We start from the raw sequence: 17,824 nt of genomic DNA, 5'->3' as shown, positions 1-17,824 counted from the left end.
ATTTTTTAAAACAAAAAAGGAAACCAAAACGGTTTCCTAATATAGAGATTTTTCAACTAACTTGTCTTTTTATTTGAAATTTTGTCTAGGCCGAATGACTGAACTTTCTTTTTCTTCTTCTTTTTGCCTCAACCTGTTTTCCATATTTTTCAGTTTGATACCCTGTTCCAAATCATAAAGCTTGGCTTTTAACTCATTTTTTTCAATATCTTTCTTCTCCAAATCACGCGTAAGTCCTTTAGAAATTGATGTGCTGGTCGCCCAAGAGATAAGGAAAAGAATAAGTCCAACCAATAATATATTGATCACCAATGAACTGCTCAGGTCCTCAATTCCCATCAATCCTTTGATACTATCAAATGATAAAAATATCACTAGGCTCAGGGCGAAATATAACAAAACGACTAAATGGGCGATTTTATTGACTTGTTTCATGGCAGGTGATGCTAATTGATGTGCAATATACTAAACGGACTGCATGGTAGAAAGATTCCTGTAAAGACCATCTTCCCCCATTAATTGTTGGTGACTTCCCCTTTGTACTATCTTGCCTTTTTTGATCACAAGGATTTCATCTGCGTGTTGAATGGTACTTAGTCTATGGGCAATTACCAGAGTAGTCCTGTTCGCCATTAGGTTGGTCAGGGCATCCTGCACTAATTTTTCAGATTGGGAGTCCAATGCAGAGGTTGCCTCATCCAAGATCAGAATGGGAGGATTTTTCAGCACAGCCCGGGCAATGCTTAATCTTTGTCTCTGGCCTCCGGATAATTTCGACCCTCGTTCTCCGATATTGGTATAATAACCATTTTCCAATTGTTCTATAAATTCATGTGCATTGGCAATTTTGGCTGCTTCTATGACCTCTGATTCAGAAACTCCCTCTAGCCCAAAAGCTATGTTATTGAAAACTGTATCATTGAAAAGTATAGACTCCTGGGTTACAATTCCCATAAGTTTTCTGAGGCTGTTCAGTCCGATTTCACGTAAGTCTCTTCCATCTAAGGTGATTTTGCCTTCGGTAGGATCATAAAAACGGGGTACTAAATCTGCTACTGTAGATTTACCGCCTCCGGATGGCCCGACCAGTGCGATGGTTTTCCCCTTTTCCAAAGTAAAGTCAATGCTTTTGAGAACAAGCTCTTTTTCATAGCTAAATGAAACTTGGTGAAATTGAATGGCCTCTTCAAATTTATTTATTTCAATAGGGCTTTTTGCATTTTGAATAGCACTCGGAGTGTCCACTACTTCAAAAATCCTTTCCGCAGAAGCCAAACCTCTTTGGATACTGCTTGCAGCCCTGGATATTTCCTTTGCTGGATTCAAAACCTGTGTAAAAATGATAATGTATGTAATAAAATCAGAGGCACCTAAAGCAGAATTATTGCTTAAAACGAGGGATCCCCCATACAATAAAATTCCGGCGACCACCATGACCCCAAGAAATTGGGAGGCTGGGGAAGCCAATTCGTTTTTCCTTGCCATGGAAATGTTGACATGGGAATAGTAATCAGTTTCCCGGTCAAATTTTGACCTCATAAATGGCTGTGCTGCAAATGCTTTGATGACCCGCATACCGCCTATGGTTTCGTCCAGAATGTTGACAATCCTGCCCAGTGATTCCTGGCTCGCAACTGCTTTCTTTTTAAGCCTTTTGGTGATGCCTCCGATTACGGCCCCTGAAATAGGAATGACCAAGATGGTGAACAAAGTGAGCTTCACCGACATGAAAAACAAAACTGCAAAATAAAGAATGATGGTTGCAGGTTCTTTAAAGACTACCCTGAGAGATTGTACAATACTGTTTTCTACTTCCTGGATATCGTTGGTCATTTTGGACATCAAATCTCCTTTGCGTTCATTGGAAAAGTAGCCAATGTGCATGTTGGTGACCTGTTCAAAAATATTCATCCGCATCTTTTTGATAATCTCTGCACGGACTTTTGCCAGCACTACACCGGATAAATAAGTGAAGAGGTTGGAAAGAAACACAGAAACCACGATGATGAGGCAGACATACAATAAGGTCCCAAATTTCCCATGACTTTCCGCTATGCTGATGAAATAGTGGTTGAAAAGGTGGAAAAAATAATCAATTGAAAAGCTGAATTCAGGCTTTTCAATGTATTTGGTTAAACTCGAGGGGTCTACCTGACCAAATATGACATCAAATAAAGGCTTGAGCAAGGTAAAGTTCAATAAGCCAAAAACGATGGCTAATATGGTGTAGACCACATAAATTGGAAAGTAACGCCTAAACGGCCTTGCATAGGATAATATCCTAAGGTAAGTATTCATGCAATGGATTTGAAATTCCCACGCAAGTTACGGAATTAAAAGTTGAAATCATTTCTAACCATGTTCACCCGGATACCTGCTTGGGTGAATTGGTTGATTTCAGGGGCATTGAGATCTTGTGCGGTTCTCCTTCTGTAGGTATGTGTCAAATCCAGAAAAACATTTTGTTTGATCATGTAGCTCAGGTTTAGGCTTCCCATAATGACCCTGTTTTCTATCCCCTGGCCAATTCTGTTTCCAAAAAGGCCGATTCCTGTATTGGGGTTCAGCCTGTTTTTGAGCACATCTTTTCCAAAATTCACACCTTCGGATGGATCATCCCCAAAATATTGGAAAATACCGGTAAAATTAGCATAAAGCCTTGGGGCGGGTTGATACCTTAGGATACCTACAGCTTCCCTGAAGTTAGCCCCAAGAGGATGGGTCAATGGTGTCCTGTAGTTGGAAAAAGACTGAAAATCGAATTTTTCCTGGTAAGTGTAGGGTCTGGCCTGGTTGTATTCCAACTGAAGATCCAGATTGGAAATTTTGAAGACATCAATGTATTTATATCCTGCCTGAAGTCCATACTTATTGCGGCTGGATTGCTTCCCGTCTATTCCAAAAAACTCACTGAAAACAAATTCATCCAAAGCGAACTGGCCATAAAGCTGCATACCGGGAGTGAAATTCCATTTGGCATCCATGCCCAGCATGATTTTGTCAGGAGTTCCCAACTGGTGCTCTACCCAACGATAGAAAATAATAGGATTGAGATAGTTCCAGTTAAACTGGTTCATCATCACTGATTCGAAAAGGCCAATATTCAACTTTTTGCCTATGTTCATACCCAATCTGTGAAATGAAAACCACTTTTGTGGATAACGACCGTCTGTGGGCCTGCCCTGTCCATCAAAAATTACATCTGCGTTCAATTGGGCCCAGACATTGGTCAGGTTGAACTTCCAGATTTTGGTGTTGATTTTGGCGAAAAGGTAGGGATTGGAAAAGTCAGAGAGAATCATGGATCGGTAGCCTTCCCCTACAAAATTGCGATCATGTCCGATCTGTGCATGGATGTGCTTGGTGAGGTTGAAGCTTACATGTCCCATGGCTGAGAAGTAGCCATATCCTTCCCCTTCAAATCTTTTCCAGAATCCTTCTCCAGGCACTGCCCCTGAGTGTTCAATATAATCCTTGACCCAGGAGGGGAAAATGGATTGGGTAGTGGTCATGTAGGTGTAAAAAGCTACCTTCCTGTCAATACTTCCCCTCAGTTCTACACCCCTGCTGTTTCTGAGTCTTAGCCGGTCTACATCCTGTTCCACTCCGCCTGCCAAATAAAGAACCGGGTTCACATGGATATCTACCACCTCATCCCTATGATGGAATAAGTCTGAAGGTTTCCTGTAAAGTTTTCGGAAAATTGGATTTTTGGAATAAGGAGTGTCCCGGCTGATAAACTCCCAATTGTCGTTGCTCAGGTATTCCAAGTTGAACCTGTCCGCTCTGGATTGAATGACTCCTGAATAGGAAATGGAGTCCAAGAATGCCCCGAGTTGATCCCTTCGATAAGGTTTGAAACCTGTATGGAATTCTGTATTGTTTTCACCTTGAAGGATTTCATACCTTTCAAGTAGGTGGTAATAGTCTCTATTGAATGGGACATAAGCTCCCTGCCCAACGCTTTCTTTATTGAAAAATAACAGGCTTAAAAAGGTCAAAATGATAAACTTTTTCATAAAGTGTCCATGCTAAAGATGTAAAGCTAAAAAAAGTAAGCCAAAAGAAAAGAACTCCGGCAAGGCAAATTCCAGAATTTGCGCCATTACCAGAGTCCTTAGTATGTGATTAATGAGTAGGGTTTTTCTTATTCAAAAAACAAAGGAAATACAAATACAACAATTGAGGCCCAGATCAAATAAACTGGTATATACTTCACCATATTCTTTCCGACAATGGAAAGGGGCTGCCTACCTGATATTGATTTGAATAAATGGAAAGTGACTAAAAGCAAGTGGATCAGCATGAGAAGATTGCTGCCTGAGACTGCCAATCGGTTTGGTGTGATTCCCCACTCGGAAATTCTGAATAAAATGGCTGAAAGAGCTATTCCATTGACAATAATAGTAAATATCGAAAGTAGTAATAAAACGGCAATTCCATAAATATTTTTCCTTTTGGAGTAAGATTCAGCTATGGAAAAGAAAATCAGAGCCATGACACCGATAAGTAGCACATTGAATAAGAGGAGAAACTCCCGGTCATGATAGGGGTCTTTTCCGGTGAAAAAGATTGCACCAAGGTAGATCATTAACATCAGGAGTACCAAGGGGCTGAAGATTTTAGCCACAAGAGGGGAAACTTTGTTGACTAAGTTGGGATTATTGTGGGTGAGATAAGCACCTAAAATCGGAATGGAAGGAAATCCAAAGATCACAATGTTTTTGAAATAGAAATCCTCGATTTTGATACCGATTAACTCAAATAGTCCAATTGTCACACCGGACATAATTCCTGCCGCAATTGCCAAGATGGCAGTCATTACCAGTGTTTCACCGTTAAAGCGTAAAAAATCCAGGTGTTTGTTTTTGTCCAAGGGACTTGATCCTGAAAATGCCACACCAAGCATACCCCAAAGTAAAATAGGCAGGTGGATACAGGCCAAAATCAAGGTGTCACTCTCCAGCACAGGTAGGGCATTGATATAAATTAAGGACAGTGCCGTGAATCCGGTAATTAAGTATTTGATTGTCGGGGGGACTTCCTGTGTCCATAGAAAGAAAGCAGTAAGTGCTGACAGAATGATGAAACCAATATTTCTTGGATAGAAGAATTCCTCATTCAGGTTGGAAAATGATGGGATTTTGGCAAGAATACCTGAAATCAGTACAATACTGATGATGAGTTGTATATCATTCCTTTTTCCCCATTGAATGGAATCTGGTTCGTAACTTAACCGTTCATACCAGGCATCTGCAAGCAGGTTTCCTTTCAATTGGGGATAAAGTTCCAGAAAAGCCTGTCTGAATTCATTCTTCCTGTTTCGATAAAGTTTTTCAAGTTGGAGGGGCTGAGTAAGGTTGTTTAAGATTTCGTTTTGCATGATTTAAGGAGTTTAATGAGAAAGTACTTTGGGATTCAAAGTGGATTGATAAATTTTTTTTAAGCTTTGTTTTGGTGGATCAGATTTTCAAGGAATTCCAAATGCTGCTGAAAAGCATTTCTTCCCAAGGCTGTGGCTTTGTAATTGGTTAATGGTTTTCTTCCAATGAATGATTTTTCAACTTCTATATATTCCTGTTTTTCCAAATAGCGCAAGTGTGAGGCCAAGTTGCCATCAGTAACTTCAAGCAATTCCTTAAAGGAATTAAAGTCATATTGCTCATTGACCATAAGAATGGACATGATGCGGAGCCTAATGACATTTTCAAATGCTTTGTCGTAATTACCCTTCAATTCATCTGTCATATCTGAAATACATCAAGCTGCCATAAATCATATGCAATACGCCAAAACCTAAAGTCCATAGAATTAGTCCAGACATTGGGTTAAAAGCAGCGATTATTCCCAGTAAGATCTGTCCATAACCCAAATACCTGATTTCACTTAGGGTAAAATGGGAAGCTTGCCAAAGGCCCATTCCGTAGAAAACCAAGGTGGCAGGGGCAATGAAAAGGAAAAATCCCTGATGTAAAAAAGCCATACAGAAAAATCCGCCAATTGCCACTGGGATAAATAGCGCCTTAAGAAAACGCTTCCCAGCTGGAGTCCAAAGTTGACTTGCTGTTTTCTTGCTTTTCTTGCGGCTAAGTGCCCAGGCGGTAGTGATGGAGAGGAGCATTACTACGATTCCTGTTAATGTCAATTTCGTCAAAAGTGGACTATCGATCTGGGCAGAGGCCTCCAAACCCCAAGGAACATTTGGAGAATAAAGCCAGGAATAAGCCAGATAGGCTCCGGTGATGGCATAAATTCCAGCCAACACACCTGATAAGCCACTTAAGGACAGAAAACGGGTGCTCCGCTCCATCATGGATTTGATTTCTGCTAGATCTTGCTGAGGGTTTTTCATTTTAAAAGTACTTTGAAATACAAAGTAAAATCAAAATTCCGACATACCTATGCATTCTCTGAATTATTTTTGCGTTATGAACAAGTAATTATCATCTTTTAACAATGTCAATTGGAGGCAGGGGATAAGTTTCCCTAGTTTACTAAAAAGTCTCTTCTAAATCCCGTGTAAACCTTTCACAGATAGGGCAGCAACCCGCGCTCTTTTTAGGAAAAAGTTCTGCTGCAACTACTTCGAAGGGTTAAATTTTATGATCCAATGTATTACAATATTCGTTTAAAATATTAATTTAGTTTCTCTCAATTTGCAAACACATGAAAATACCTTTCAGAATTTTTGTCCTTACGTTCTTGTTCTTTGATTTCTTTCAACCTGGTCAGGTGTTTAGCCAAGCGTCTAATTTCTTTTCTGAAAATAAATATGCCGACTATCCTATTATCAGCCTAAAGGAAAATTTCCTTGGTAACCCGATTTATTTTATTGAAGGGAAAAAAATTAAGGCCTCAGAGGTAAAGGCTTACATGGAAATTATGCCGGGAGATGCTAACGACTTTATGAAAAACAATACCAAAGCTATGACAGGTTCGGGATTGTCACTGGGTGGACAGTTGATTGTTTGGGGGGCTTTGGGATACGCTTTTGCCAACAGGGATAATCTGAACAATCAAATTGTCAGAAATTGGATAATAGCCACTACAATAGGCGGAATAGGTGCGGGAGTAGGTAGGCCAATGAACAGGGATGGCGTCAGAAGAATCAATACCTTGTTAAACAAGCACAATTACCTGATCAGGCAAGATGATATTACGAAGCCTTACTTGACTATGGATTTTCGCAATAATTACCTCGGCGAAAAAATCGACATTTACGATGGGCCGAATCTTTTGAACAAAAGCCGCCTCAACCAGTACATGTTGGAATTTCCGGAGTTTGCTGAGTATATGCGGAAATCTCAAAGAAACCAAAACTGGAGTTCGGCGCTGGGAATTGTAGGCTTGGCCTCTACAGCGGTATTTGTTGGATATATTCTCACTCCCCAAATTCAGTCTTCTACGCCCAGCAACATCTTACTTCCCCTGACCATGGCCAATATTGGCTTAAGTATTTCCGGGGGCGTAATCAGGAGAGCTGCCAGAAACCAAACCAGGCAGGCTTTGATGAAATTTAATTTCGGGGATGAACTTGTAAGTTATTGAATATGGGGTTTAAAATGTATAGAGGTGATTGGATTTTTTTTTAAAAGGGTTGAAACGATTCAAAACCAAATTTTGCCATCATTCGGGAATTTGGGTGGAATGGAAACTTTTCAATCCAAATAATTTTTGGAGAATTTTGGAATCATTTCAAAAAAGAAATAACTTTGTGCCTCATTTGGAAAAAGCGATCAAAGATAAATAGTAATACAATGAAAAAAGACATTCATCCTAACTACAGAGACGTCGTATTTTACGATACCTCCAGTGAGTATAAGTTCTTGACCAAGTCTACTATCGAGACTAACGAGACGATCGTATGGGAAGACGGTAAGGAGTATCCTGTATATAAGATTGAAGTTTCTTCTAACTCCCACCCATTCTACACCGGTAAGAAAATGATCTTGGATACTGCTGGTAGGGTTGAGAAATTCAACAGAAGATACGCGAAGAAATAATTTACATTTCTTTAAAGTTGTAAATCTCCCGGTTAATTATAATCGGGAGATTTTTTTATTCCAAGCCTTCAAACAACTCATCCAAGTCCAACACAAAGCCCTCAATGCATTGAGAGGGTACCCGGTCCCCTAAGGTAAAAAGTTTGGAGGGAACATATTTCCTGTCGGTAAGGGTATAAACCAACAAGGTTTTTTCATAAGGATGGATAATCCAGTATTCTAGCACGCCGCTTTCCTCATAGACCTCATACTTATTCTGAAGTTCTTTTTTGTTGTTGTAAGGGGAGAGGATTTCCATAATCAGGTCAGGGGCACCTACACAACCCAAGTCATCCAGCTTTTCCGGATCACAGACCACACAGATATCGGGTTGGACTACTGTGGTGATGTCCTCATGCTTTCTGGATTTGACAGGTAGGCGGACGTCGAAAGGGGCTGCGTAGACCTTGCATTCTTTTCTCTCCAGATGGGTATACAATTTTGCAAATATTCTCCCAGAGACCTCCTGATGGATCCTTCTTGGAGCCGCAGCGGCCTGCCGGAACACTTTTCCTTTGATCAGTTCTACCATATGGTCGATTTCCCAGGTCAGGTAATCGGCATAGGTGTAGCGGCCATATTCGGTGTAGGGCTCTTTGACAAGGTTGTTGTTTTCTTCCTCCTTTTGCATATCCCTAATTTAGTAAAAAAAGCCAAGTATTCATCATTTAGTTGTCGAGAGTTGGTGAGATTAATTCATATTCAGGCAAGAGTTAAAACCTTATGGGCTGGTTTTCCATCAGAATTTTTATTTTTGTGACATGGACAATCTAATTTTATTTGACGACCCTGCCATCAGGGGCGCTTTATTGCCTTTTACTTTTACCAGACCAGTGGCGGACATAAGGGTAGGGATTCTCAAAATCTCCGAAAAATGGGAGAGATACAGTGGTGTCAAGCCAGGCTACTTGACTCAAGAATATTTATCTGTCAAATTCCCCAAAAACGAAGGGCCTGCGCTTATGATTAATGGAGCCCTTTGCCCCAATTCAAAACTTTGGAAGTCCATTCAAGCTTTGAATCCTGGAGAGGCACTTTATTTTCAAAATATTTTGCTGGCTGTTCATGCTGATCAACCATCAGGTTTTCAACCCGAAAAAACCAAAAGCCTTTCCCAAATTGAATTTAAGGATGAGTTGCTTGTCATACAGAAAAGCTGGCATATTTTCCAGTTCAACGGAGAGCAAATCCGTGCAGATTATAAGCTGCTCACTGAAGGCAGGACTTCCCAAAAATGTACTGATCCGCATACGGTTTTGTATAATGAGGCAGATATTTTCATAGAAGAGGGGGCTAAAATCAAAGCTGCCGTTCTGAATGCTGAAGGAGGGCCTATTTATATCGGTAAAAACACCGAAATTCAGGAGGGATCACTGATTCGGGGGCCTTTTGCTCTTTGTGAAGGTTCCACTGTCAATATGGGGGCAAAAATGCGCGGTGATACGACCATTGGCCCATATTGTAAAGTAGGCGGAGAAGTGTCTAACTCAGTCATTTTTGGATATAGCAACAAAGGTCATGAAGGATTTTTGGGGAATGCCGTGTTGGGCGAGTGGTGTAATATGGGAGCAGATTCCAATAACTCCAATCTGAAAAATAATTATGCACAGGTCAAAATCTGGGATTATACCAAAGGGGGATTTACCAATACAGGTTTACAGTTCTGTGGCCTGATGATGGGTGACCATTCCAAATGCGGAATCAATACCATGTTCAACACAGGAACAGTAGTAGGTGTTGGAGCCAATATTTTTGGGGATGGTTTCCCAAGGAATTTTATTCCTTCCTTTGCTTGGGGTGGAGCAGCAGGATTCAGTACATTTCAAGTGAGGAAGTTTGAGGAAACAGCTATAGCTGTAATGAAGCGTAGGGGAATGGATTACGATGAAGTTGAAAAAGAAATTATCCAAAAGGTTTTTGAATTGACGAGGCATTACCGAATTTGGGACAAAGAGGCTTGATAGACTATGTTATTTTCCTCCATACCGGGACTTGAAGAAGTAAAACAGAAAATTATTCTGGCTGTTCAGAATAACCATTTGGCGCATGCCCTCTTATTTCATGGTCCCGAAGGTTCGGCCAACCTCAAAATGGCATTGGCACTCGCTACTTATCTTCATTGCGAAAATCCTCAGGAACAGGATGCCTGTGGTACCTGTCCTTCCTGTCAAAGAATGAACAAATTGATCCATCCGGACATGAACTTTGCTTTTCCAATGCCAGGAACGGGAGATTCAAAAGAAGAGGAAGAGGAAAAGAAGAAAGTAGATTATGTAGGATCCTTTAGGAATTTTGCCATCAATACCCCTTATGGGAATGTTTCGGACTGGATTTACCAAAATGATTTTGAGAAAAAGCAGCTGAATATTTCAAAAGGTGCTGCCCGGCAGATCATCAAAACACTCTCTCTTAAATCTTTTGAGGGGGGATATAAAATTATGCTGATCTGGTCTCCGGAGTATTTGCATGTCAATGCTGCCAACGCACTTCTGAAAATTTTGGAAGAGCCACCGGAAAAAACCATGTTTTTCTTGGTCACTTCACATCCCGAGCAACTCCTTACAACTATACTTTCCAGGACTCAAAAAATCATGGTTCGGGCATTTAGTGACAATGAGATTATGAGCCACTTGGTAGACGATGGATTTTGTTCAAGAGAAGCTGCTGCTCAGATTGCACCTTTAGCAGACGGTAATTTGCGTGAAGCCTACAGAATGATTGATCAAGTTGAAGATGAAAACACCACGTTGATCAGGGATTGGTTCAGGGCATGTTATTCATTTCAAGTCAATGATATTCTTTCATTTGCAGAGATGTTTAGCAGTAAAGATAAAGAAGCGCAAAAATCTCTCTTACTAAGTGGACTAAATGTAATAAGGGAGGTGATGTTGGATAAATCCCAACTTCAGGAATTGATGCGAAGTGTAGAGAAGGACAGGGAATTTATCCATAAACTAGGAGTACATGTAATGGATGAGGAGAAGCTCATGAGGATTTATGAATTATTGAATCGGGCCCATTACCATTTGGAGAGGAATGCCAATGCAAAAGTATTGCTCACAGATCTAAGTTTTAAAATCACCAGGGTTATGAAACCTCTACAAACTGCTTGAAAATGAAAAAAACAATCGGTAGAAGAGAAAGGATTACTTTTCCTGAATGGGATCTTAAAAATGTAATTGCCAAAATTGACACTGGCGCTTTCACATCTTCTATTCATTGTACTTATTGTGAAGAAAAAGAGGAGGAAGGGAAGTCTACACTTTACTTCAAAGTCCTTGATCCTTCACACAAAAAGTTCAAAGATAAGCTCCTTCAAACTCAAAATTTTACCCAAAAAAAGGTAAGAAATTCTTTTGGTCAGGAGGAGTTACGTTATAAAGTGACTACGAAAGTCCTTATGTTTGGGGAGGAAATTGAAGCAGAATTTACCCTTACAGACAGGTCCAAAATGAAAAATCCGATATTATTGGGCAGGAAGTTGTTGAGGGAGAGGTTTTTAGTGGATGTTCAGGGTATTTATTTGTCAAAAAAATCTAAGAAATGAGAATTGCGGTCCTATCCCGAAATCCCCATTTATATTCTACCAAAAGGCTCATTGAAGCTATTAGGGAAGCTGGCCATGAAGCACTCGTGGTTGATCATTCCATCTGTGACCTGATCATTGAACAGGAGGGACCTTCTATTATTTACAAAGGAGAGAAATTGGCAAATGTGGATGCAATTATTCCAAGGATCGGTGCGTCAGTAACCTTTTATGGGACTGCAGTTGTTCGTCAGTTTGAGTTAATGGGAACATTTTCCGCTGTGGAATCTCAGGCAATTGTAAGGAGTAGGGACAAGCTTAGGAGTCTTCAGATTTTATCCAAAGCAGGTTTGGGTATGCCCAAGACAGCATTTACAAATTTTTCCAAGGGTGGAGAAAAAGCTTTGATTGAGCGGGTAGGGGGAGCTCCTTTGATCATCAAACTATTGGAAGGTACGCAGGGTTTGGGTGTCGTATTGGCGGAGACCAAGAAGGCAGGTCAGTCTGTAATTGAGGCCTTTCATGGACTAAAAGCGAGGATAATTGTCCAGGAATTTATCAAAGAGGCCAAGGGGGCAGATATCAGGGCCTTTGTGGTCAACGGAAAAGTCGTTGGTGCAATGAAGAGACAGGGGGCTGAAGGGGAATTTCGGTCAAATCTTCACCGAGGTGGGAAAGCGACAGTGATCAAGCTATCTAAGGCAGAAAAAGCAGCAGCCTTAGGAGCTGCAAAGGCATTGGGATTGGATATTGCAGGTGTGGATCTTTTGCAATCAGACAGGGGTCCATTGATTTTGGAAGTGAACAGTAGCCCCGGATTGGAGGGAATAGAGAAAGCGACCGGTGTAAATATCGCCGGAGAGATCATTAAATTTATTGAGGAATCGGTCGAGAAGAAGATCAAAAAAAAGAAAGGCCAAAAAAATGAAGAGAGCAATCCGGATAGGCACTAGAGGGAGTAAATTGGCACTCTGGCAAGCGTATCATGTCGCTGATTTGCTGAAAGCCAAAGGTTTGGATTCAGAAATTGTGATCATAGAGACCAAGGGAGATAAAATATTGGATGTCTCTATTGCCAAAATAGGAAGTAAAGGGGTCTTCACCGAAGAATTGGAAGAGCAATTGACCTCTGGAGCAATTGATATAGCAGTACACAGTGCCAAGGACATGCAGTCCAGATTACCTAAGGGTTTTGAAATCATAGCTTTTACAGAAAGGGAAAAAGTGAATGATATCATCTTAAGCCATCAAGTGGATATCAATTACAAAGACCCTTCACGGCCATTACTCTTGGGGACTTCTTCGACTAGAAGAGTATCAACACTTAGGCATTTTTATCCCCATATCAAAACTGTGGAAGTCAGAGGAAACCTTCAGACAAGGATAGCAAAAATGGAATCAGGCGCCTGCGACGCCTTATTGCTTGCATTTGCAGGGGCACATAGAATGGGTTATGACCATATGATCAGGCACGAACTTTCTATTGAGGAGTTTACTCCTGCGGTTGGACAAGGTTCTGTGGCCATAGAATCATCTGTAAATTTGGATTCTGATTTAAAACTGAAAATAACAGAGGCCTGTCATCATGCCGAAACAGGGAATAGGCTTATGGCAGAAAGAAGCTATTTGAGGGTTTTAGAGGGTGGGTGTAGTATTCCAGTTTTTGCCTTGGCAAGTATGGTAAATGGCAAACTTCAACTAAAAGGAGGGATTGTAAGTCTAGATGGGAAGCAAAGAATTGTTCATAAGGTTATTGGAAGGCCTGAGGAAGCTAAGCAATTAGGTGAGCAATTGGCAGATCTTGTTATTGCTTCTGGGGGAGATAAAATATTAAAGGATATCAAATCGGCTTTAAAAAAATGAGAATTACAGTTTACGTATTATTAGCATTTGTTCTGACTATTTTTTCATCATGCAAATCTGAAAAGGACTATTTGGTTAAAATCCAGACCCGACATGGGGATATGTACGCAGTGTTATTTGATGAGACACCAAAGCATAAAGATAATTTCATTGAATTGGCCAAAGCCGGAAGATTTGATTCCACGGATTTTCATCGTGTCATTCAGAATTTCATGATTCAGGGAGGGGATGTTTTCGGAAAAGAGGGCCTGCCCCAAGATACTTGGCCCACTGTTACTGCAGAAATCAGGCCTGGATTTATCCATTCCAAAGGAATGATAGCTGCTGCACGTATGGGTAATAATGTGAATCCGGAGAAAAGATCCAGCGGATCCCAGTTTTATATAGTTCAAGGGAAAGTTTATACAAGGGATGAACTGGTGACAGATATGAAGTTATTGGCAGAAAATTTCTTCAAGTATATTCAATTGGCTAGCAATTCAGAATTAAAGGAAAAATATACTCATTTGTACGAAGAAGAGCAGTTTGAGGCCTTGAATGAGATGATGTTAGCTGAAAAGGCCAATATGGAAAAATTCTATAGTATCAGTCTGGAAAAGCCAATGACTAAGGAGCAGATAGAAGCTTATACTACAGTGGGAGGCACTCCCCATCTGGATGGTGAGTATACAGTGTTTGGAAAGGTAGTCAAAGGATTGGAGGTCATGGAAAAAATTGCTGCTGAACCCACTGGGCAGAGGGATATTCCTGAAAATAAGGTTTACATGAAGATTAGTGTTGAACTTTTGCCCAAATCTAAAATCGAAAAGGATTTTGGCTATAGTTATGCCAAATAACCATGATAAAGGTTTTGATAACTGGAGCCAATGGGCTTCTTGGCCAGAAATTGGTTGAAAAATTAAAGGATTATCCAAATTACCAAGTTTTTGCTACAGGCAAAGGAAAATCAAGACTTCCTGAAAATTGGAAACTTGACTATCAGTGGCTGGCAATGGATATTACTGACGGGCAGCAGGTGTTGGATGTATTTGAACAGGTGAGGCCGGATTTTTTGATCCATACAGCTGCTATGACCAATGTGGATGAGTGTGAAACGAGCAAAGAAGCATGTCATCACAGCAATGTGGAAGCTGTAGAGAACCTGGTACAGGCATGTAAAATCAGAGGCACCCATTTCATTCATATTTCTACTGATTTTATTTTCAACGGAGAAGATGGGCCATATACAGAAGAGGCTGATCCTGCCCCTTTGAATTATTACGGACTTACCAAGCTGGAATCTGAAAAACTGGTGCAGGATTCCAAGATCAAATGGGCAATAGCAAGAACAGTTTTGGTATATGGTCTGGCCACTGACATGAGCCGGTCTAATATTATTCTATGGGTTAAAAAGTCTTTGGAAGAAGGAAAGCCCATTCAGGTAGTAAATGACCAGTGGAGGACTCCTACTTTGGCTGAAGATCTGGCAGATGGATGCATTCTGATCATGGAAAAGGGGGCCACTGGGATTTTTAATATTTCGGGCAAAGATTTCTTGACTCCTTATGATATGGCTGTCATGACAGCTGAATATTTTGGACTGGATAAATCCCTGATCAAGGAGGTTGACTCAAACATTTTTAGGCAGCCAGCAAAACGTCCTTTAAAAACCGGATTTATTATTGAAAAAGCAAAAAGGGAGTTAGGCTATTCTCCCAAAAGTTTTATGGATGGAATTGGTATTTTATCAAAACAAATTAAATTAGCCGATCTTTAAACGTTAAATTTTCATTAAAAAACTACTAATCAATAGACTATGGCGATGAGTTCAGATACCCAGGGTAGGGGGCAATGGGGTTCCAGTTTGGGTTTTATTATGGCAGCAGCCGGTTCAGCGGTAGGCTTGGGGAATATTTGGAGATTTCCTTACCTCACAGGTGAAAACGGCGGAGGAGCATTCGTGTTCGTTTATGCCATTTGTGTGCTTCTGATAGGTCTTCCTCTTTTGTTGAATGAGATCGCCCTTGGTAGAATTTCAGGTAAAAACCCAATAGGGGCCATTAAGGCCACCGGTGGCAATAAATTTTGGCAAATTGCAGGTATTCTGTGTATACTGGTTTGTTTCTGTGTGCTGTCCTATTATTCAGTGATTGCAGGTTGGACTATAGGTTACATTTTTACAGAATTGATCAACATTCCAATAAATTTCAGTGAATTCCAAGAAACTCCGATGTACGTGGTCCCACTTTGTTTCCTGTTTATACTTATGACTATCGGCATTGTTTTGGGAGGTGTATCTGGAGGTATTGAAAAGGCAGCTAAGTTTTTGATGCCTGTTCTTTTTATTATTATCATATTCATTGCGGGTAGAGCGGTTACTTTGGAAGGTGCTGGAGCTGGTATTGAATATTATTTGAAGCCTGATTTCTCTAAAATAAATACAAAAGTTGCCCTTCAGGCACTTGGTCAAGCCTTTTTCTCCATGTCTGTGGGATGGGGTTTGATGATCACCTTTGGTTCCTATCTGCCCAGAACCAGTAATATTGTTAAATCTTCAGGTTGGATTGCCGGCATGGATACTGTAGTTGCTCTTTTGGGAGGTTTGATGGTATTCCCTGCTTTGTTTGCACTCTTGCCTGGAAAAGATCCTGCAGGCGGACCTGCCTTAGTCTTTGAAGTTCTACCGGCTGTGTTCGATGCAATGCCAGGAGGAAATTTCATAGGCGCTTTGTTCTTCTTGTTGCTTTTGGTGGCAGCCCTAACTTCCAGTATTTCAATGTTGGAAGTGCCAGTGGCTTATTTTATTGATGAAAAAAAATGGAGCAGAAAAAAGGCTGCATGGACTATCGGCATTGCAGCAATGATACTATCTGTGCCTTCAGCACTTTCCTCTATTGAGGGCAATTTCTTTAATGAACTTACAATTACATTTCTTGGAAATACCCAAGTAGGATTCTTCAGCATTATGGACTTCACCTTTGGAACTTTTGCTGTGGTGCTGATTTGCCTGATGCTGAGTTTGTATACAGGATGGGCAAAGAAAATCTCTGATTATGCCAATGAGTTGGCTATGGGGGCTCCAGGTTTCAAAGGATTCCTAAGAACAGCTTGGGTGTTTTTCATTAAGTGGGTATGTCCTATTGTGATTGCATTGGTTTTGTTAGACCTATTGGGGGTATTCGGAGCACCACAAGAGGGGGGGTGATATTAGATTTATTCCTAAATCCTATGAAAAGAGAGGTTATGGCCTCTCTTTTTTTGTAAATGAACTTCATAAAAATGCATTTTGTATTGAAATTTATGTAACTTAGCACTGCTACATCAATAAATAAAATATATGAAAGTCCTTGTGGTAGATGACGATGCCATTAACAGGCTTATTTTGAAGAAGATTTTTGAGAGGGAGAATGATACGGTTCAGACTGCCAATGATGGTGAAGAGGCTTTGGAAATACTTACCAATGAGCCTGACTTCAATGTCATCATCACAGATATCATGATGCCAAAAATGGATGGTTTACAGCTTTTAGCTGAAATAAAATTGAATGATACAATCAACCGAATACCAATAATTGGATTTACAGCGGGTGACATTGAGTATTTCAAAAGAACTAGTATAATCTCGTTTGACAGACTTTTGCCCAAGCCCATGGATTTTCATGAGCTATATGGAATAGCTAAAGCTTTTGGAATGGGAAGCAGTGCAATAAATTAAACAAAATCCCATTTTGGGATAAGATTAATTTTTATTCAGCGTTTTTTGAGTAAATTCATTTCAAATAGATTCAGCAATGAAAAAGCTCTTATTTACGATCGCTATTTCCTTGATTTGTTTGTACAGCGTTGCCCAGGATTTTTCTATTGGACCTAAATTTGGTGTTTCCCAGTCAAATATCCGTGTAAATGGAGATGGATTTTCTTCTGGGGATGAGCAAATAGGATATCATCTTGGTGTATTTGTTAGAATGGGTGGTCATTCAATCTTTGTCCAACCTGAATTTCTATTTACCAATACTGGAGGCACAATTATAAAACAATCCCAGGGCAATGATGATGGAATTCTGGAAACTAACTTTAATAGATTGGATATCCCTGTGATGTTTGGATTTAAATTTGCTGGTTTTTTCAGGTTACAAGCTGGTCCTATTGCTTCCATTTTGCTAGATTATCGGCTTGAAGATGCCTTACAGATTGCCCAAAATGTGGATTATAAATCTGCCACCTTAGGGTATCAGGCAGGAATTGGGCTTGATGTAAAGAATCTGATTTTAGACTTTAAATATGAAAATTCCCTTGGAAAGATAGCAAAAAGTGTTGCTGGATTTGAAACTGATCAAAGGCTTAGTCAGATCGTATTATCGGCAGGTTTTAGGTTATTTTAGAAAAAAAAAGCAGACCAACATTGACTGCTTTT

The 17,824-nt window shown here is 40.3% G+C and carries 19 protein-coding genes; 12 read left to right on the top strand and 7 right to left on the bottom strand.

The window, feature by feature from the left end; all coding sequences use genetic code 11:
* Nucleotides 1-69: 69 nt before the first annotated feature.
* From CLV48_RS19630 to CLV48_RS19605, 6 genes are all read right to left on the bottom strand, one after another.
* On the bottom strand, nt 70-435 hold the full coding sequence (locus CLV48_RS19630) for a hypothetical protein (protein ID WP_106569004.1): 366 nt from the start codon (nt 433-435) through the stop codon (nt 70-72).
* 30 nt (nt 436-465) lie between these two features.
* Nucleotides 466-2,298, bottom strand: a complete 1,833-nt coding sequence (locus CLV48_RS19625; protein ID WP_106569003.1) for an ABC transporter ATP-binding protein — start codon at nt 2,296-2,298, stop codon at nt 466-468.
* A 35-nt stretch (nt 2,299-2,333) separates the two neighbouring features.
* A complete protein-coding gene (locus CLV48_RS19620) occupies nt 2,334-4,019 on the bottom strand; it encodes a hypothetical protein (RefSeq protein ID WP_106569002.1) in 1,686 nt (561 codons plus the stop codon).
* A gap of 128 nt (nt 4,020-4,147) precedes the next feature.
* Nucleotides 4,148-5,383: a DUF4153 domain-containing protein gene (locus CLV48_RS19615; protein ID WP_106569001.1), complete on the bottom strand. Its 1,236-nt coding sequence runs from the start codon at nt 5,381-5,383 to the stop codon at nt 4,148-4,150.
* A 59-nt stretch (nt 5,384-5,442) separates the two neighbouring features.
* Nucleotides 5,443-5,748: a winged helix-turn-helix domain-containing protein gene (locus tag CLV48_RS19610; protein WP_106569000.1), complete on the bottom strand. Its 306-nt coding sequence runs from the start codon at nt 5,746-5,748 to the stop codon at nt 5,443-5,445.
* Nucleotides 5,738-6,352: a hypothetical protein gene (locus CLV48_RS19605; protein ID WP_106568999.1), complete on the bottom strand. Its 615-nt coding sequence runs from the start codon at nt 6,350-6,352 to the stop codon at nt 5,738-5,740. Before CLV48_RS19605 ends, CLV48_RS19610 begins: the two co-directional genes overlap by 11 nt.
* Nucleotides 6,353-6,666: 314 nt before the next feature.
* Between CLV48_RS19605 and CLV48_RS19600 the strand changes: the two genes are divergently transcribed.
* Entirely contained in the window at nt 6,667-7,548 is an 882-nt protein-coding gene (locus CLV48_RS19600; RefSeq protein ID WP_245889620.1) for a hypothetical protein, read from the top strand.
* Between the two features lie 209 nt (nt 7,549-7,757).
* Complete coding sequence (locus CLV48_RS19595) at nt 7,758-8,003, top strand: type B 50S ribosomal protein L31 (protein WP_106568998.1); 246 nt, start codon at nt 7,758-7,760, stop codon at nt 8,001-8,003.
* A 55-nt stretch (nt 8,004-8,058) separates the two neighbouring features.
* On the opposite strand, the gene CLV48_RS19590 is transcribed toward CLV48_RS19595, so the two are convergent.
* The gene (locus CLV48_RS19590) at nt 8,059-8,673 is read right to left on the bottom strand and encodes a Uma2 family endonuclease (RefSeq protein ID WP_106568997.1); all 615 of its coding nucleotides are present in this window, start codon (nt 8,671-8,673) and stop codon (nt 8,059-8,061) included.
* A 130-nt stretch (nt 8,674-8,803) separates the two neighbouring features.
* On the opposite strand from CLV48_RS19590, the gene CLV48_RS19585 reads away from it, so the two are divergent.
* The 10 genes from CLV48_RS19585 to CLV48_RS19540 all read left to right on the top strand — a co-directional run bounded on the left by CLV48_RS19585 (nt 8,804) and on the right by CLV48_RS19540 (nt 17,792).
* The gene (locus CLV48_RS19585; RefSeq protein WP_106568996.1) at nt 8,804-10,003 is read left to right on the top strand and encodes a GlmU family protein; all 1,200 of its coding nucleotides are present in this window, start codon (nt 8,804-8,806) and stop codon (nt 10,001-10,003) included.
* Between the two features lie 6 nt (nt 10,004-10,009).
* Nucleotides 10,010-11,155, top strand: coding sequence for a DNA polymerase III subunit (locus CLV48_RS19580; protein ID WP_106568995.1), 1,146 nt, complete (start codon nt 10,010-10,012; stop codon nt 11,153-11,155).
* A gap of 2 nt (nt 11,156-11,157) precedes the next feature.
* The gene (locus tag CLV48_RS19575) at nt 11,158-11,589 is read left to right on the top strand and encodes an ATP-dependent zinc protease family protein (RefSeq protein WP_106568994.1); all 432 of its coding nucleotides are present in this window, start codon (nt 11,158-11,160) and stop codon (nt 11,587-11,589) included.
* Nucleotides 11,586-12,521, top strand: a complete 936-nt coding sequence (gene rimK / locus CLV48_RS19570) for a 30S ribosomal protein S6--L-glutamate ligase (protein ID WP_106568993.1) — start codon at nt 11,586-11,588, stop codon at nt 12,519-12,521. Before CLV48_RS19575 ends, rimK begins: the two co-directional genes overlap by 4 nt.
* Complete coding sequence (gene hemC / locus CLV48_RS19565; protein ID WP_106568992.1) at nt 12,493-13,431, top strand: hydroxymethylbilane synthase; 939 nt, start codon at nt 12,493-12,495, stop codon at nt 13,429-13,431. Before rimK ends, hemC begins: the two co-directional genes overlap by 29 nt.
* Nucleotides 13,428-14,267 carry a peptidylprolyl isomerase gene (locus CLV48_RS19560; RefSeq protein WP_106568991.1) on the top strand — a complete coding sequence of 280 codons (840 nt, stop codon included), beginning with the start codon at nt 13,428-13,430 and terminating at the stop codon, nt 14,265-14,267. The genes hemC and CLV48_RS19560 overlap by 4 nt, the downstream gene beginning before the upstream one ends.
* 2 nt (nt 14,268-14,269) lie before the next feature.
* The gene (locus CLV48_RS19555) at nt 14,270-15,187 is read left to right on the top strand and encodes an SDR family oxidoreductase (RefSeq protein ID WP_106568990.1); all 918 of its coding nucleotides are present in this window, start codon (nt 14,270-14,272) and stop codon (nt 15,185-15,187) included.
* A gap of 39 nt (nt 15,188-15,226) precedes the next feature.
* Complete coding sequence (locus tag CLV48_RS19550; RefSeq protein WP_106568989.1) at nt 15,227-16,615, top strand: sodium-dependent transporter; 1,389 nt, start codon at nt 15,227-15,229, stop codon at nt 16,613-16,615.
* 132 nt (nt 16,616-16,747) lie between these two features.
* Nucleotides 16,748-17,125, top strand: coding sequence for a response regulator (locus CLV48_RS19545; protein ID WP_106568988.1), 378 nt, complete (start codon nt 16,748-16,750; stop codon nt 17,123-17,125).
* Nucleotides 17,126-17,201: 76 nt separating this feature from the next.
* Complete coding sequence (locus CLV48_RS19540; protein WP_106568987.1) at nt 17,202-17,792, top strand: porin family protein; 591 nt, start codon at nt 17,202-17,204, stop codon at nt 17,790-17,792.
* The last annotated feature ends 32 nt before the right edge of the window (nt 17,793-17,824 follow it).

The organism is Cecembia rubra (assembly GCF_003014575.1).
Classification (GTDB): Bacteria; Bacteroidota; Bacteroidia; order Cytophagales; family Cyclobacteriaceae; genus Cecembia_A; species Cecembia_A rubra.
This window is presented reverse-complemented; position numbering and strand designations above follow the sequence as displayed.

Bases quoted from the DNA above. Each gene is read 5' to 3' on its own strand.
- hemC (WP_106568992.1), top strand. From the start codon at position 12,493: ATGAAGAGAGCAATCCGGATAGGCACTAGAGGGAGTAAATTGGCACTC.
- CLV48_RS19545 (WP_106568988.1), top strand. From the start codon at position 16,748: ATGAAAGTCCTTGTGGTAGATGACGATGCCATTAACAGGCTTATTTTG.
- CLV48_RS19610 (WP_106569000.1), bottom strand. From the start codon at position 5,748: ATGACAGATGAATTGAAGGGTAATTACGACAAAGCATTTGAAAATGTC.
- CLV48_RS19555 (WP_106568990.1), top strand. From the start codon at position 14,270: ATGATAAAGGTTTTGATAACTGGAGCCAATGGGCTTCTTGGCCAGAAA.
- rimK (WP_106568993.1), top strand. From the start codon at position 11,586: ATGAGAATTGCGGTCCTATCCCGAAATCCCCATTTATATTCTACCAAA.
- CLV48_RS19560 (WP_106568991.1), top strand. From the start codon at position 13,428: ATGAGAATTACAGTTTACGTATTATTAGCATTTGTTCTGACTATTTTT.
- CLV48_RS19605 (WP_106568999.1), bottom strand. From the start codon at position 6,352: ATGAAAAACCCTCAGCAAGATCTAGCAGAAATCAAATCCATGATGGAG.
- CLV48_RS19615 (WP_106569001.1), bottom strand. From the start codon at position 5,383: ATGCAAAACGAAATCTTAAACAACCTTACTCAGCCCCTCCAACTTGAA.
- CLV48_RS19625 (WP_106569003.1), bottom strand. From the start codon at position 2,298: ATGAATACTTACCTTAGGATATTATCCTATGCAAGGCCGTTTAGGCGT.
- CLV48_RS19550 (WP_106568989.1), top strand. From the start codon at position 15,227: ATGGCGATGAGTTCAGATACCCAGGGTAGGGGGCAATGGGGTTCCAGT.
- CLV48_RS19585 (WP_106568996.1), top strand. From the start codon at position 8,804: ATGGACAATCTAATTTTATTTGACGACCCTGCCATCAGGGGCGCTTTA.
- CLV48_RS19620 (WP_106569002.1), bottom strand. From the start codon at position 4,019: ATGAAAAAGTTTATCATTTTGACCTTTTTAAGCCTGTTATTTTTCAAT.
- CLV48_RS19575 (WP_106568994.1), top strand. From the start codon at position 11,158: ATGAAAAAAACAATCGGTAGAAGAGAAAGGATTACTTTTCCTGAATGG.
- CLV48_RS19600 (WP_245889620.1), top strand. From the start codon at position 6,667: ATGAAAATACCTTTCAGAATTTTTGTCCTTACGTTCTTGTTCTTTGAT.
- CLV48_RS19590 (WP_106568997.1), bottom strand. From the start codon at position 8,673: ATGCAAAAGGAGGAAGAAAACAACAACCTTGTCAAAGAGCCCTACACC.
- CLV48_RS19580 (WP_106568995.1), top strand. From the start codon at position 10,010: ATGTTATTTTCCTCCATACCGGGACTTGAAGAAGTAAAACAGAAAATT.
- CLV48_RS19630 (WP_106569004.1), bottom strand. From the start codon at position 435: ATGAAACAAGTCAATAAAATCGCCCATTTAGTCGTTTTGTTATATTTC.
- CLV48_RS19540 (WP_106568987.1), top strand. From the start codon at position 17,202: ATGAAAAAGCTCTTATTTACGATCGCTATTTCCTTGATTTGTTTGTAC.
- CLV48_RS19595 (WP_106568998.1), top strand. From the start codon at position 7,758: ATGAAAAAAGACATTCATCCTAACTACAGAGACGTCGTATTTTACGAT.